Consider the following 15,677-nt stretch of genomic DNA (forward strand, 5'->3'; position numbering starts at 1 on the left):
CTTAACTGTTGCCGACTAATCGGCTTTGGAAATCCGGCTGATCCAAGACCGCCGTCTCAACGATGCCGCTACTCGAACATCCCCTTCGGCGTTTCGCCCTTCAGGAAGGGCTCGATGAAGGCGTGCAGCAGGTCGGGTTGGCCGATGACGGCCGTGTGCGATGTCGCCGGCATTACGGCAAGGCGCGATTCGGGCAGCGGCTCGCCCATATCGCCCATGCCGCCGCCGCCGAGCAGGCGGAACATTGCCACCGCATGCTCCAGCGTGTTCACGTCGGCGTCGCCGGTGATGATGAGCACCGGGGTGTCGAGCGCCTTCACATCCTCCTCCCAGGCCATCGGCTCGTGTTCGAGCGCGATCAGCTTTTCCACCAGCGCGGGAAAACCTTCCGGATCGGGGGCGAGTTCGCGATAGTCTTCCGCGAACGGCATATCGAGGAACATCTCCACCGTCATCTGCGGGATGAACTGCCTGAACGCCGGCTGCCAGCCCTCCTTGTCATAGGCGACGGAGGCGGCGATGAGTTGGTCGACCTTCTCCGGGTGGCGGATGGCCAGTTGCAGCCCCACCGCCGCGCCCATGGAATAGCCGAACACGTCGGCCTGTTCCAAGCCTACCGCGTCCATGAAGGCCGCGACGTCGTCGGCCAGGTTGGGATAGGTGATCGGCCGGTCGATATCCGTGGTGCGGCCATGGCCCTGCAGCTCGAGCGCATAGACCTTGTGCGTCTCGGCAAGCTTGGGGATAATCTCGCCCATGGTCGGGATGTTCATATAGGCGCCGTGCAGGACGATCAGCGGATCGCCCTGGCCCGAGACCTCATAATACATCTGCATGCCGTTGACTTCGACGCGGTCACCCGTCGGCTGCTCCTCGGCGATAGCGGGGCTGGCAATCAGCAGGATGCCAGCGAAAAGGATTGTGCGGAACATGATCTCTCCTTGTGTCTCGTGCGTTTGGCCACTGAAGATAAGACGACCGGCCCTCCCGCAATCCGACAGGATCGCATCGAAACATTGAGGCCGCCAGCCATGATCAGAAGTGCCGGCCCACCTCCGCGAAGAGCTCCAGGTCGGCAAGCGAATCCTCCAGGTCGGTCTTGGGGCGAGCGCCCTTCGTCACACATTCGTGGAACGCCCCGAGCTCCACCCGGAAGGAATCCTCGTAGAACGGGCCGATGATCTGCGTTCCGGTTTCCCTATCGGTCGAGCTCGTGATCTCGAGGCGCGTCGGCAGGTTGCGGATATAAGGCGTGTCGTAATTGATCCGGTAATGCCGGTTCTGTGTCAGCACCTCGATCCCTGCATCGAAACGCGCCACATCGTGGATCACCGCCTCATAGACGCAGGTGAAGTGGCCGTAGTCGAACAGCACGACGACGGCCTCCCCGCCCGTCTGCCGGGCTGCCGCGACGCCCTTGGGCCGGCCAAGCAGCTCGCGCATGGCCGAAAAGCTGTGCGAGGAGAGGCCGGTCAGCACCTGATAGGCCCGTATCGCGGCCGCCGAACGTTGCTCGCCCATCGCCTCGCATACGAGCATGTGCGTCCTCGTCCGGCCTTCCTCGATGACGGTCTCGGGAATATCCGTGGCGCGCACGACATGACGCGTCTGGTCTATGAAGAAGCGGGATTCGCGAATGAGATCGCGGACGCGCACGTGGCGGATTTCATTCAGCTCCGGCAGGCGCTCCTTCAGCGCCAGGAACGGCCGTGCATAGCGGCGCATATAGCCGACGAAGACGGTTTTCGGATTGGACCCGTTGCGCTCGATGAGCGGCAGAAGCTCACGGCGGGTGAGGCATACCGGCTTCTCGATGAAGGCGTGCTTTCCCACGTCGATTGCCCGGCCGAGCAGTTCGGAATGCAGATAGTCCGGCGCGAGAATGAAGACTGCGTCAATTTCAGATGCGGCGAAGATCTCTTCCGCATCTGTAGTGCGAAGCGTGGCGCCGTAGCGCTTGCCCATCGCCTCGACCAGCATCGGCGAGACGTCGCAGACGCCGGCGATGCGGAAACGCGGATCGTCCGCCAGAAGCGGCAGGTGCATGAGCTGCGCAACCTCGCCCAGGCCGATCAGGCCGACTGAAATCTGCATCGGCATAGCTCCTAAAGAAGCGGTTTCAGAAATTCCGCATTGCGCCTTGCGAGCGCAGCCGGGCTCTCGCCGGAAGCCTCGAAATAGTCCTGCTCCACCACGACCGGCCCGGAGAAGCCGCGATCCTTGAGCATCCGCATCGCCGCGGCGATATCCACGACACCGTCCGGCAGCGGGCACATGATCCCCGCCTCGAAGGCCTCGCGCACACCGAGATTCCCGTCGAGCATGCGCTGCCGCACCGCGGCGTCGACATTCTTCAGATGCATATAGCCGATGCGATCCCAGACCTTTTCCATATAGCCGAGCGGATCCTGGTTCCAGAAGGCGTGGTGGCCGGTATCGAAGCAGAGATCGATGTCGGTTTCCTGAAGCAGGCGGTCGATCTGCGTCTCGAGCTCCACGGCCGTCGCCACATGCGGATGGAAGGTGAGCGTGATGCCGAACTGCCGGTCGAGCAGCGCCTGCGCGTCGCGCAGCATCACCGTCATGGCTCGCCACTGCGCATCGTCGAGCCGGCCGGCCGCGTCCGGCGGGTAGGCGTTGCCCTCGTCCATCAGCACCAACTGGTGGGTTCCAAGCGCATGCAGCAGCCGGCCGATCTTCTCGACATCGGCAAGCAATTGCGGTCCGCCGGCGGGATTGGAGAAGGTATGCACATGCACCGCTCCGGCAAGGCTCAGACCGCGCTCGGCGAGCGCGTCTTGCAGCGCTGCGGGATCGGTGGGCAGGAAGCCGTACGGGCCAAGCTCGGTGCCTTGAAAGCCCGCAGCCGCGACCTCATCCAGATATTGCTCGGCGCTCACGCGCGGAGTGTCGGGGTAGAACACGCCCCAGGAGCACGGGGCATTGGAAAGAAGCATGTCGGCCTCCTACGGCGCGCTGTAAACAGGATTGGAGACGGAGCGGCGCAGCGGCTCGGCCGCAACCTCGCCCTCCGTCAGTCGCCAGGGCAGAGGACCTTCGCCGAGCGCTGCGCGGAACTCTTCGATGAGTGAAGCGTGGCTGGCGTCGGCCAGCACTTCGCAGCGCAGGAAGCCTCGCGGTTGTGCCTCGAGCACCAGCCTCTGGTCGTCTTCGTCGATCGGCATGCGGGCAATCTCCCCGCTTGCGTCGAACCAGGCGAGGATATCACCCGCCGCGCCCTTCACATGCGCCTCGGCCCGTCCGCCGGACACGGTCGAGCCCATCGGCGAACCGCCGATCGTGAGCACAAGATGAGGGCCTGCCGGGCTCTCGGTAACGTATCCCCGCCCCGCCTTCATCGCCGCCAGCACGGCATCCTCCGAAAGCTCCTCCAGCCACAGCACCGTCGTCGGCCGGCCGAGCGCGAAGGGGCCTTCCGGCATCAGCCGGTCCGGCTGGTGAAAGTCGCTGCCGCCGATCGCCGACAATTGAAGGCCGGAGGCAAGCCGTTGCTGATAGCGCTCGAGCGATATCCAGTTGCGGCTGAGCCAGGCCTGCTGCCAGACCTCCATGCAGTCGATCTCGGGCAGGACGTAGTTCCAAGGGATCGGCGGCTTGTCGTGGTTGACCGAGAGCAGCCCGCCCTTCGCGTGCACGATGCGCGCCAGCTCGTGCGGGTCGTCAGGCCGGGTCATGCGGAAATCGATCCAATCGTCGACGCCGAAGACATTGGCGTGGCCCTCTGCCGTCGTCACCTCCATTGCCCGCACGAAGACGAGGTCGGGCGAGGAGTGCGCGTGGGAATAGCGGCGCTGCGTTATGGTGTTGTGATCGGAGACGGCGAGAAAATCGAGCCCCGCCTGCCTTGCCGCCGCATGCAGCAGTTCCGGGCTGCCCTTGGCGTCCGAATGGAAGGTGTGGCAATGCAGATCGCCCTTGTACCAGCCGGCCCCCTTTCTCACCGGAAACGGGCGCACGGGCTGAGGCGTGAGCGCACGGGGGCCGTCGTCGAGTTCGAATGCCAGTTCGACATCCACTCCGCGGGCCGGCACCTTGTAGAGCCCCAGGATCACGCGCCATGTGCCCGCCGGCATCTCGCCATGGACGTAGCCCGGCGTGGCATCGTCCGTGGCGATGAAGAAGCGGTCGCGCGCCCCGCCGCTCCAGCCGCGAAACCCATGCTCGCTCGGGAAATCGCCGAGGCGCGGATCGGCGCAGCCAAGATCGATGATGCAGTCGTCCGTCCTCTCGTAGCGCATCGCCACGTCGATGCGCGTTGTGCCCTCCGGCACTTCGAAAGACACATGGAAGTAGGGCGAACGCGCCTTGTCCGCCGGGGTGAGGTGCAGGTTCCGCGTCATCATCTCAGGCCTGCTCGCGGTCGAGGGGGAGCCTTGTCCCGTTGGAGTCGAAAAGGTGCACATGTTCGGATGCGAAGCCGAGCGTCACCTTGCCGTCGAGCGCCAGCGAATCGTCGGTGAAAATGCGGGCGGTGAAGCGCACGGCATCCTCGCGTTCAAGCGTCACCAATGTCTCCGGTCCCATATTCTCGTTTGCGAAGAGCTGGCCGGAAATCATGTTCCTTTCGCCGCTTTCGGCCACGGCCAGGTGCTCTGGCCGCACGCCCAGCGTCAGCTTTCCGTTGCCCTGCAGCGCTCTCGCCGCCGCCCGGCTTACCGGCAGGGGCGCGGCCGAAAGGCCTTCCGCCTTCAGGTGAACGGCTCCATCGGCGATCGTCGCATCGACGGGCAGAAGGTTCATGGGCGGGTTGCCGACGAAGTTGGCGACGAAGGTTGTGGCCGGCCTCCGATAGATCTCGAGCGGCGGTGCGTACTGGACTACCTTTCCCGCGTCCATCACGGCGATGCGCGTTGCAAGTGCCATGGCCTCGGCCTGGTCGTGGGTCACATAGACCGCGGTCATGCCCAGATCGCGCTGGAGATGGTTCAGAAAGCCGCGCGCCTCGAGCCGCAGCTTGGCGTCGAGGTTCGAAAGCGGCTCATCGAAGAGATAGACGTCGGAGGGATAGACAAGCGCGCGCGCAAGCGAGGTCCGCTGCTGCTGCCCGCCGGAAATCTGCGACGGCATGCGCTCCAGGAGTTGCCCGATCTTCAGGACGTCGGCCACCTCGCGGGCGCGCGCGTGGCGCTTTGCCTCGTTCTCGCCGCGGACCTTCAGCGGATAGGCGATGTTGTCGGCCAGGTTCATGTGCGGGTAGAGCGCATAGTCCTGGAACACCATGGAGATGTTCCGGTCCTTCGGGTGCATGAAGGTGACGTCGCGCTCCCCGATATGCACGCGCCCGCTCGTCGGCGTCTCCAGCCCGGCGATCATGCGCAGCGTCGTCGTCTTGCCGCAGCCCGAGGGGCCGAGCAGGCAGGTGAACTCGCCGTCGCCCATTTCCAGGTCGAGATCGGAGACGGCGGTGAAATCCCCGAACTTCTTGGTGACGCCGTCGAACCTTACTGAAGCCATGCGTTCAAGCCTTGATGCCGCCGAAGAACCGGAAGCCGAATTTCCAGCTCACGAACAAATAGAGGATGATGACAGGGAGCGAATAGATCAGCGAGTAGGCCGCCAGCAGCGTGACGATGGGCGTGCCGGCTTCCGAATAGAAGGAATAGATGGCGACCGCCGCCGGCATCTTTTCGCTGGAGCGCAGGAGAATGAAGGGGATGAGGAAGCTTCCCCAGATGTTCACGAAGGCCCACACCACCACCACGACAACGCCCGGCCGGATAACCGGCAGCGCCACGTCGAAAAAGGCCTGCACGGGTGTCGCACCCGCCACCATGGCGCTTTCCTCATAGCTCTTGGGAATGCTGTCGATGAAATCGCGCAGGATGAACATGGCCGTGGGCAGGAGGCCGCCGGCAAAGACCAGGATCACCGCGATCTGCGTATCGATGAGGCCGATGCCGTTGACGATGAGGAAGATCGGCACCATCGCCGCCGAGCCAGAGACGACGGAGGAGAAGAGGAGGAGGATATAGGTGATGACATTCTTGCCCGGGATCGGCGAGCGCGACAGCGCATAGGAGGCCAGCGTTGCGCCGACGCCCACGAGGATCACCCCGCCAACGCTCTGAACCAGGCTGTTCCAGAGCCCGCGAAGCGCGAAGCGGTTTTCGAACACGGTCTCGAAATTGGAGAAGGAAAACGGGTCCGGAATGGCAAGGCCGAGCTCGGCGCGCGGGTTGAACGGCGCGAAGATGAACCAGATGAGCGGCAGCGCAAAGATGACGCCGATCAGCGCCGTCAGCACGGAAAAGCCGATACGGGTGAAATAAAGGCTCAGATACCGCCTCATGCCGCCACTCCCCTGGCCCGCCTGCGTGTGACCCACAGGTAGAAAAGCGCGAAGACCAGATTGATCAGCATGACGATCACCCCCACGGCAGCGCCCTTTCCGAACTCGAAATCTCGGAAGGCCACGCGGTAGGTGTAGATGGGCAGGATCTCGGTGCGGTAGGACGGGCCGCCATTGGTCAAAAGGAAGGGCGTGAAGACGTTGAACGTCCACATGGTGATGAGAATCAGGTCGGTCACCACGTGGCCGCGGATCAAGGGCAGCCCGATATCGCGGAACTTCTGCCAGCTCGTGGCTCCAGCCACATCCGCCGCCTGGAAATAGCTGGGCGGAATGGAGGAGAAGGCCGAGTTGAACAGCATCATGGAAAAGGCCGTGCCGCGCCAGGTGTTGAAGACGACAATCACCCAGAAGGGGAAGCTCAAGAGCCAGTCGCCCTTTGGCAGGCCCAGCCCCTCCATGATCATGTTCAGCGTTCCGTTATCGTAGTCCAGGAAGGCGAACCAGGCGAAGGCGATCACCACTTCGGGCAGGATCCATGCCGCAATGACCACCATTTCCGTCAGGCTCTTGAGCGTCTTCGGCACGGTTTGCAGCATCCAGGCCAGCAGCATTCCAAGCGCGGCCTGGCCCGCCAGCGCCGACAGGAGCACGAACTGGATGGTGAGGATCAGCGAGAAACCGAACTCGCCGCGCGTGAAGAAGGAGGCGGCATCGAACAGCGAGACATAATTGGCGAGCCCTATGAACTCGGGATTGAGCGCCGTGCGCCCGAGCAGCGTTCGGTTGGTGAAGGAGACGTAGATGACCCAGAAGAATGGCGCGATGACGAAGGCGCCGATCAGCAGCCCCGCCGGTGTGAGGAAAGCCGCGCCGGCGCTCCGCGATAGAAGGGAAAAAGGTCTCATACCCACCGCTGTTTTCATCGATCGTCTTGCGATTTGAACCGTTCAGGCATGGACCACCAGCGATCATTGCAGTTCTCACCTGTCCTCCGCGCTGCCCGGTGCCGGTTCGGTCCGTTTCGTGACGGACGCGCGCCGGCACCGGCCAGGCGGGAGGATCATGTGTTCGTTTGAACGGATGCGCGGCGGTCGCGCCCATCCCGGCAGGCAGGCTCAGCCTAGAGCAGGCTCACCGTGTTTTCCTCGCCGACGATCCGGACCACCGCTTCGCCGTAGCGCTTCATCGCCTCTTCCGGCGAAAGTTCGCCCGACACGACAGCCTCGGTCATGCGCTGGATCTCGGCCGAGACGGCGTTGTAGTCGGCATCGTTCGGCCGCGCCGTGGTGAGCGGCAGGAGTTCCTGCGAGGTCTCCGTCAGAAAGGGCGAGTCCGGGATCGGCACGTCGTCGCGGATGCGGATGCGCGGCTGGAACTTCTGGAACTCGTTGAGCTGTTCCTTGCTGTTCATGAAGGCGAGCAACTCCCAGGCGAGTTCCGGCTCGTCGGTGTTCGGGTTGAGCACGAAGCCCGTGCCGCCGGAAATCGTCACGAAGTCCTGGCCGCGGATGCCCGCACCCGGCTCCTTTGCCGGCATCTTGGCCCAGGTCATGACTTCGTCGCGGTTCTCCACCGCAAATTCCGAGCCCGGCGCGGTGACCGAGCGATAGAACCAGTCACCCTCCACCAGCATGGCCGTGATGCCGTCGCGGAAATTGGCGAAGGTGCGATTGCGGCCGTCGCCCAGAAGCTGTGCCCGCTGATCGCCCAGCTTCTCGTCGATATAGATGGTCTTGTAGAGGTTGAGCGTGTCGAGGATGTCCTGGCTCGCGACGATGTAGCGGCCCTGATCGTCAGTGACGTGCTCTCCCGTGCCGAGCAGCGCCATCCAATAGCCCTGCATGGTGGTCGCCTCGCCCATCGGCACGCCGGCATTGAGCTGCAGCGGGAAGGAGTCCGGGTTTTTCTCCTTGAGCGTGCGCGCCGTCTCCAGCAGTTCTTCCCAAGAGGCCGGCTGCCAGCTTTCCGGGTCGATGCCGGCATCCCGTAACAGGTCGGCGCGCACGAAGATCATGCGCACGTCGGTGCCAAGGGCGATGCCGTATGGCTTGTCCTGATAGGACATCAGCGCCTGGGCTCCCTCGGAGATATGGCTCCAGCCTTCCCAGCCCGTAACCGCCTCCCCCGCAAGCGCGTCGAGCGGCTTCAGCAGCCCGCCCTCGACGAAGCTCGGAATGAGAAAACCGTCGAAGCCGGCGACGTCCGGCCCCGCCCCCGTGGAAAAGTCCAATGCGAGCTGCTGCGTAAGCTGCTCGTCGGAGCCTGCGAACTCGGTCAAGGTAACATTCACGTCCCCGCCCTTCATCTCGGTGAAGGCGGGAATGACGCTTTCCTTGATCCATTTGGCCTGTTCGGAGTTCACGCCGCCGTCGACGCAGCGGCAGGTGATGGTTAGATCGACGGCCATGGCTGGCGTGGCAAGCGCGGTCGCCGCAGCAAGGCCCATCCAGAATGCATGTGAACGAATGCGCATCGCGATATTCCTCCCGTTCGCGACAGTACTAACGGCTTCGGCAACGCTGCCTCTCCGCTTCGATGCCGGGCAAGCACTCGCATTTTCCGGCTGCCTGAAAGTGAACACGATTTCATTTTCTCGTCAATCCTACTGAGTCGTTCATGACGACAGTGACTCATCAAAAGGCCTTTCCTGTTGATACCGTCATGGAATTGTCATGCTCAGCCGGGGAATGTGGAGCATATGCTTGACCAGACTGCTCCGTTGCGAAAATATGCGAAAAATGAACACGCTTTCAAAAATTTCGATGGATTGGCCAGTTGACCGGTAAGTTTGGCGGATCGCCGCGGCGCACCACGGCGGAAATGGTGGCAAGGGCCGCCAACGTTTCGCGCGCCGCGGTGTCTCGCGCCTTCAATCCCGACGCACCCCTGAAGCCGGAGAAGCGGGCACGCATCCTCAAGCTTGCCGAGGAATTGAGCTATACGCCCGACCGCGCGGCGCGGGCGCTCGTCACCCGGCGCACCCATCTCGTCGGGGTGATCGTGCCGGACGTGTGCAGCCCCTGGGAAAGCCAGGAGATCGATGCGCTCACTTCCGCCCTCCAGGCCGAGGGCTTCGCGACGCTTCTTTTCAAAACGCGCACCGATTTCAGCATGGACGAGACGCTGCTTGCCTATATGCGCGGCTTCAACCCGGATTCGGTCATCGCGTTCACGGAAAATGTGCGCCCGCACATCCTTACGCGCTTCCTCGACAGGGCCGTGCCGATCTATATCAACTACGTCATGGAGGGCGGCACGGACGGGCGGCGGCCGGGCGAGCCGGAAACCCTGTTCGACCGGATCGACGTCGACCAGTGGGAAGGCATGGAGCAGGCGGTGGCCCTGCTTGCCGGATATGGCTGCAGCCGCATCGCCTATCTCTGCGGCAAGGAGGATTTCCTGGCCGAGCACGCGCGCCGCAAAACGCTGCAGGCGCTGATGAAACGGCGCGGCCTGGGCAGTCCGGTCATCGTTCCCGGTGATTTCAGCTACGATGCGGGGCATGCGGGTATGCTCGACCTCTTCCGCGTCGGCGAAGGGGCGGACGCCGTGTTCGCCGCCAATGACGAGAGTGCCTTCGGCGCGCTTGATGCGCTGCGCTACGAGCTGAAGCTCCGGGTGCCGGAGGACGTGAAGGTTATCGGCTTCGACGATATCGCCCAGTCCCACTGGCGCAGCTACAATCTCACCACGGTCAAGATCGACCTGGAGGCTCGCGTGCGGGCTATCGTGCGCCTGATCCTACGGCGCCTCAAGGCGCCCCAGGCTCCCGCCCTGTCCGAAACCGTCCGCACGCGCCTCGTCGTGCGCGGGACCGTCGGATAGGCGAGGCCGAGACATGACGGGCCGCATCCACCTGGTCTTCAAGACCCATCTCGACATCGGCTTCACCGACCACGCGGAGAAGGTCCGCCGGCTCTACCACGAGCGCTTCATCCCGCAGGCGATCGCCACGGGCGAGCACTTCCACGCCGAGGATCCTTCGAACCCGAAATTCATCTGGACCACCGGCGCCTGGCTCATCTGGGACCATCTCAACACGCGTTCGAGCGTCGAGGTCGCGCGGCTTGAACAGGCCATAGAGAAGGGGGTGATCCGCTGGCACGGCCTTCCCTTCACCACCCATTCGGAGCTGATGAGCCCGCCGCTCTTCCGCGCCGGCCTCTCCTATTCCGCCGAGCTCGATCGGCGCTTCGGCAAAAAGACCATCGCCGCGAAGATGACCGACGTGCCGGGCCATACGCGGGGCATCGTGCCGCTGATGGCGGAGGCGGGGCTCAAATTCCTGCATATCGGCGTCAACACCGCCTGCCCGCCGCCGGACGTGCCGGAGATCTTCCGCTGGCGCGCGCCGGGCGGGGAGGAGATCGTGGTCATGTACCAGCGCTCCTATGGCGCCACCCATCTGCCCGAAGGCCTTTCGGAAGGCCTGAGCTTCGCCCACACCAACGACAATATGGGGCCGCAGCAGATCCATCAGGTGGTGGAGATCCTGCGCGAGATGGGCCACCGGCATCCCGGTGCGCAGATCCGGGCGGGCACGCTGGAGGACTACGGCGCATTCCTCTGGGAGAACCGCCAGCGCTTTCCGGTGGTCGATCTGGAGCTCGGCGACAGCTGGATCCACGGCAGCGCCAGCGATCCCGTCAAGATCGCCCGTTTCCGTGCCTTGCAGCGACTATACGACGCCTTCGAGGCGGAGGGGCTGAACGCCGCGCGGCGCGCCTTCGGCCGCGGCCTGACCCTCGTGGCCGAACATACCTGCGGTATCGACATCAAGACCTTCCTGCGTGACGAGACGGCGTGGGACCGGACGGACTTCGAGGCGGCACGCGGCAAGGATTTCCGCTTCCGCTACACGGAGGCCTCCTGGGCCGAGCAGCGCGCCTATCTCGACGAAGCCGTCGCTGCTCTCTCGGATGAGGACCGGCGCCGCGCGCACGAGGCGCTTGCGGAGACCGAGCTGCCTTCGGTCCCGCCGGTCGTCACCGGCGATGCGCCGGACAGGGCGATCGAGATCGACGGCTGGCATGTGGAGCTCGATCCCGCGACCGGCGACATCCACGCGCTCGCCGCGCCCGGCGGGGAAAGGCTGACGGGCGGTGAAAGCCCCCTCTTCGGCTATCGCTACGAAAGCTATGACGCGGTCGACGTAGCCGCTTACATGGACAGCTACATCACCGCCCGGCCCGAATGGGCCGTTCTCGACCACGACAAGCCGGGGCTGGCAACAGCGCGCACCGCGCTATCGTCATGCTGGTCGCCGCGCTTCATTGGCATGGCGCAGACGAAAGAGCATCTCATCGTCGCCAACCAACTGCCCGCGGACGCCCATGAGAGGCTCGGCGCGCCGCGCAGGGTCGACTATATCGTCTCGCCCGTGGCCGGCGGGGTGGAGCTTGCCGTCATCCTGCGCGAGAAGCCGGCCAACCGCATGCCGGAGGCTGGCTTTGCGGTATTCGCCCCGAGCGGAGCGCGCAATTGGGAACTCCTGAAGACCGGCCTTTGGCAGGACGCGGCAAGGACGGCGCGGCTTGGCGGCGGCGCGCTTCACGCGGTTTTCGCCGCACGCGCTGCCCGCAAGGAAGGCGGCCGGCTCGAAATCACACCGCTCGATTCGCCACTGGTCGGGCCGCTCGGCCAGCGCTTTATGGTCTTCCCCCCCGACCCGCCGGACTATCGCGACGGCCTGCGCTTCAACCTCCACAACAACAAATGGGGCACCAATTTCCCGATGTGGTGGGAAGGCGATCTTGTTTCGCGTTTCCTGATTTCCCATGGCTGAGGCCGCCGCAATCGCGATCCCGTTCAGGCGATGATCGTGCCCCGGCGGCCATGGGTTGCGGTGCTGGTGCCCATCGCCGCCCTCATGCGGTCGTAAGAACCTTCACCTGACCCTGCCGCCGGAGCACCTCGACGACCACCTGCTCCCCGGACCGGCGAAGAGATACGTCCACCGAGCCGCGCCCTGCGGAAAGTTGTTTCAAGGTTATCTGCTCGAGAAATGCGGGAAGATGCGGTTCGTGGAAAGTGATCTCGTTGCCTTCCGGTTCGAATCCGAGGCCCAGGCACGACTGAAGGAGGGAGAGCGGGGCCGCGGCTGCCCAGGCCTGAGGAATGCAGGCAACGGGATAGAAGGTCGGGCCGTGCGCGCGCTGGCGGGCGAAGCCGCAGAAGAGCTCCGGCAGGCGCCGGAGATCGATATAGGTCGAAGCAGTGAAAAGTCCTTCGAAGATCCGAGCCGCCTCGCGCTTGAAGCCATAATTGGCGAAGCCGGCCGCAATCAGCGCATTGTCATGGGGCCAAACCGAGCCGTTGTGATAGCTGATGGGGTTGTAGCGGCGTTCGTTCGCGGCGATCGTCCGTATGCCCCAACCGCAGAACGAATCGCTCGACATGAGCGTGCGCACCACGGTCTGCGCTCTTTTGGGTAAGGCGATCCGGGTGAACAGCGCGTGACCGGCATTCGAAGACCTGACCCGGCAAGGCCGCTTGTCCCCGTCGAGCGCCAGCACATATGTCCCCAGAGCCTCGTCGAAGAAGGCTTCGTCGAAGCGGGTGCGCAAGGCCTTGGCTTTGCCGTCGAAGCTTGCGGCCTGTTCCGCGAATCCGATTGCGCGTGCAATGCGGGCAGCGGCGCGCCAGGCGCCGTAGACATAGGCCTGCACTTCGGCAAGAGCGATCGGACCGCGTGCGAGAGAGCCGTCATGGTGGAAGACGGAATCGTGGCTGTCTTTCCAGCCTTGGTTTATGAGGCCTTCTTGGGTCCGGCGCCCGTATTCCACGAAGCCGTCACCGTCCCTGTCGCCGAAATCCTCTATCCAGCCGAGCGCGGATCGAAGCGAGGGCCAGAGTTCCCGGACAGTGGCCACGTCCCCGGTTCTTTTGAGGTATTCGCCGGCGAGCACGACGAACAGCGGCGTGGAATCGACACTGCCATAGTACCTGCGGAACGGCACCTCTCCCAGTTCCGCCATTTCTCCGTTGCGCACCTCGTGGAGGATCTTGCCCGGCTCCGCGTCGGCGACCGGGTCGATATCGCTGGCCTGGTGCGCTGCCAGGTGGCGAAGCACGCCCGCAGCGACGGCCGGATCCAGCCACAGCGTTTCCAGAGCCGTGATCAGTGCGTCCCTTCCAAATACCGTGCTGAACCATGGTATGCCCGCATAGGGATACGGGCCTTCGGGAGTGTCGGTGATCAGCATGTAAAGGTCGGAGACGCTGCGCCGCACCGCCTCATTGAAGATTTCGTTCGAGGTGATCACCGCCGTCGCGCGGGAAGAGGAGGCCCGCAGGGCCCGGCGTGCTTCCATGAATGCCGGGAAGAAGCGCTGCCGCACCGGGGTGTTGTAGCTATCCCAGCCGCAATTGATCTCCATGAACAGCGATGCTGGTTCATGGGGGGCCAGTTCGAGTTCAAACACCGCTCGGTTCGCCGTCAGTTCGGCTGGACATGGATCGAAGAGCAAGGTGGTGGCGCGGCGCTTGTCGTCGAGGCCGGTATAGCTGAGAACGACGCTGTCTGCCGCGATTTCAGCCTGGTGGATCTGGCCCCTCCGCTCGCGCCGGGTGCCCCGCACCTCGAAGAGATCCGCGAAATCCGCCCCGAAAGCGACTTCGAAGCGGATCCGGCGCTGCCTTTCATAGAAGCTATGGATGCCGAGGCGTTCGAAGCAGCGACCTCGCCAGAGAAAGCGCGACCTGCGCACATGGATCAGATCGTGCTCCAGTATGATGCGGCCTCCCGCATCGTAAAGGTCCGGGTTCGTGAGATCGCAAGTCAGCGTGGCGTTGTCGTCCCTGAGGATCGAGCTGAGCAGGATCGGCCGATGGCCTTCGATCGTGAGATAGAAATGCGAAAGATGCCGCGTATCGCGATGAAAGATGCCCTCGGGACTGCCGGGGCCGGAGATCGCATCTCCATTGTGATCGAAAAGGCCGAAAGTATCGCCGTGCTTGAGGGTCCGTGGCCGCCGCTCCTGCAGTGACGCCGCGGCCGGGATGAAGAATTGCGCAATTTGCTCCCCTGCTCCGGAAGCATCCGCAGCATGGGGAATCTCGGCACCTGTTGTATCCATGGCAGGTTTCCGTATCGCCGGTTTCCGTGTCGCCTTTCGTTGCTGGAGCATGATCGCGAAAAGTGGATACCCGTTTTCGGAACGGATCATGCTCCAGCAAGGAGATAGGTCACGATGGCGCTTTCGGGAAGCGTCGTCGTGGTGATCTAGCTCACCGCCCTTTGAGCGAAGTCTCCCGGTTCGGACATGAACGGAATCGGGTCTTGACGGGATGTCGCCGCCAGGCGGCGGTAGATCTCGACATAGTCCCGCGCCATCCGGTCGGCGGTGAAGCGCTGCTCGAACGCCTCGCGGACCTTTCGGCGGTCATGCGCCCTTGCGCGATCGACCGCGGCAACCGCTCCCTCGATGTTCTCGACGATGAAACCGGACACGCCATCATCGATGACCTCGGGAACCGATCCGCGGTCGAACGCGATGACCGGTGTGCCGCAGGCCATCGCTTCGATCATCACCAGACCGAATGGTTCGGGCCAGTCGATGGGGAACAGAAGCGCGCTGGCGTTTCCAAGGAACTCCGCCTTCTGGTGCTCGGCGATTTCCCCGATGAACTCGACATTCCGATGCGTGGCGACCAGCGGCTCGACGACCTCTTTCCAATAAGGCAGATCGGCATTGTCGACCTTTGCCGCCATCTTCAACGGCATGCCTGCGCGGGCCGCGATCTCGATGGCGCGGTCCGGCCGCTTCTCCGGCGAGATCCGCCCCAGGAAAGCGAGATATCCGGGAGCGGGCTTGGCCGTGAACGGGAGCAGATCGCGCGGCAAGCCATGATAAACGGTGCCCACCCAGTTCACGGGCGGCATCGGCCCACGCTGGTCGTTGGAGATCGACACTAAAGGCACGTCGGAAAACGCCGAATAGAACGGCTTCAGGTCGAGCAGATCGAGGCGCCCGTGAAGCGTCGTCAGCGTGCGGCTGGCGAATTCGCGAATGAGCGGGAAATGCAGGATGTCGATATGGAAGTGCAGAACGTCGAACTCTTCCGCGCGACGAGCCACCTTGTCCAGCATCATGACGTGATAGGGGATAGGATCCTTGACCGCCGGGTTCAGGCGCAGGGGGCGGTCGACACAGGCGACCAGTTCCGCCGACGTCAGCGAATCGGCGCTGGCAAAGAGCGTGACGTCGTGGCCTTGGCGCACAAGTTCCTCGGTCAGATAGGAGACGATCCGCTCCGTACCCCCATACAATCTGGGCGGCACGCTTTCGGCTAGCGGAGCGATCTGGGCTATTCTCATCTTCAGACCTCCTCGAATTGAGCGAAGCAGAATTCTGCCGCCGGC

12 protein-coding genes are annotated in these 15,677 nt (G+C 63.8%); 2 read left to right on the top strand and 10 right to left on the bottom strand.

The features are described from left to right. Positions 1-68: 68 nt before the first annotated feature. The 8 genes from NTH_RS05205 to NTH_RS05240 form a co-directional block, all read right to left on the bottom strand. The gene (locus NTH_RS05205; protein ID WP_338529023.1) at positions 69-932 is read right to left on the bottom strand and encodes an alpha/beta fold hydrolase; all 864 of its coding nucleotides are present in this window, start codon (positions 930-932) and stop codon (positions 69-71) included. Positions 933-1,035: 103 nt separating this feature from the next. Further along, positions 1,036-2,094 carry a Gfo/Idh/MocA family protein gene (locus tag NTH_RS05210; RefSeq protein WP_338529024.1) on the bottom strand — a complete coding sequence of 353 codons (1,059 nt, stop codon included), beginning with the start codon at positions 2,092-2,094 and terminating at the stop codon, positions 1,036-1,038. 11 nt (positions 2,095-2,105) lie between these two features. Beyond that, positions 2,106-2,957 carry a sugar phosphate isomerase/epimerase family protein gene (locus NTH_RS05215; RefSeq protein ID WP_338529025.1) on the bottom strand — a complete coding sequence of 284 codons (852 nt, stop codon included), beginning with the start codon at positions 2,955-2,957 and terminating at the stop codon, positions 2,106-2,108. 9 nt (positions 2,958-2,966) lie between these two features. After that, the gene (locus tag NTH_RS05220) at positions 2,967-4,364 is read right to left on the bottom strand and encodes a CehA/McbA family metallohydrolase (RefSeq protein ID WP_338529026.1); all 1,398 of its coding nucleotides are present in this window, start codon (positions 4,362-4,364) and stop codon (positions 2,967-2,969) included. A gap of 1 nt (position 4,365) precedes the next feature. Next, positions 4,366-5,475, bottom strand: a complete 1,110-nt coding sequence (locus NTH_RS05225; protein ID WP_338529027.1) for an ABC transporter ATP-binding protein — start codon at positions 5,473-5,475, stop codon at positions 4,366-4,368. 4 nt (positions 5,476-5,479) lie between these two features. Continuing rightward, on the bottom strand, positions 5,480-6,310 hold the full coding sequence (locus tag NTH_RS05230; protein ID WP_338529028.1) for a carbohydrate ABC transporter permease: 831 nt from the start codon (positions 6,308-6,310) through the stop codon (positions 5,480-5,482). Then, a complete protein-coding gene (locus NTH_RS05235) occupies positions 6,307-7,218 on the bottom strand; it encodes a sugar ABC transporter permease (RefSeq protein ID WP_338529029.1) in 912 nt (303 codons plus the stop codon). The genes NTH_RS05230 and NTH_RS05235 overlap by 4 nt, the downstream gene beginning before the upstream one ends. 215 nt (positions 7,219-7,433) lie before the next feature. Further along, positions 7,434-8,786: an extracellular solute-binding protein gene (locus tag NTH_RS05240; RefSeq protein WP_338529030.1), complete on the bottom strand. Its 1,353-nt coding sequence runs from the start codon at positions 8,784-8,786 to the stop codon at positions 7,434-7,436. Between the two features lie 302 nt (positions 8,787-9,088). On the opposite strand from NTH_RS05240, the gene NTH_RS05245 reads away from it, so the two are divergent. Beyond that, positions 9,089-10,138 (top strand): LacI family DNA-binding transcriptional regulator, encoded by a 1,050-nt coding sequence (locus NTH_RS05245; protein ID WP_338529031.1) that lies wholly within the window; start codon positions 9,089-9,091, stop codon positions 10,136-10,138. Positions 10,139-10,151: 13 nt separating this feature from the next. Next, a complete protein-coding gene (locus NTH_RS05250; protein ID WP_338529032.1) occupies positions 10,152-12,098 on the top strand; it encodes a DUF5054 domain-containing protein in 1,947 nt (648 codons plus the stop codon). 82 nt (positions 12,099-12,180) lie between these two features. On the opposite strand, the gene NTH_RS05255 is transcribed toward NTH_RS05250, so the two are convergent. Further along, positions 12,181-14,391 (bottom strand): amylo-alpha-1,6-glucosidase, encoded by a 2,211-nt coding sequence (locus NTH_RS05255; RefSeq protein ID WP_338529033.1) that lies wholly within the window; start codon positions 14,389-14,391, stop codon positions 12,181-12,183. A gap of 146 nt (positions 14,392-14,537) precedes the next feature. Beyond that, positions 14,538-15,632 carry a glycosyltransferase family 4 protein gene (locus tag NTH_RS05260; RefSeq protein ID WP_338529034.1) on the bottom strand — a complete coding sequence of 365 codons (1,095 nt, stop codon included), beginning with the start codon at positions 15,630-15,632 and terminating at the stop codon, positions 14,538-14,540. Positions 15,633-15,677: the final 45 nt, after the last annotated feature.

The sequence above is a fragment of the Nitratireductor thuwali genome, from assembly GCF_036621415.1.
Lineage (GTDB): Bacteria > Pseudomonadota > Alphaproteobacteria > Rhizobiales > Rhizobiaceae > Chelativorans > Chelativorans thuwali.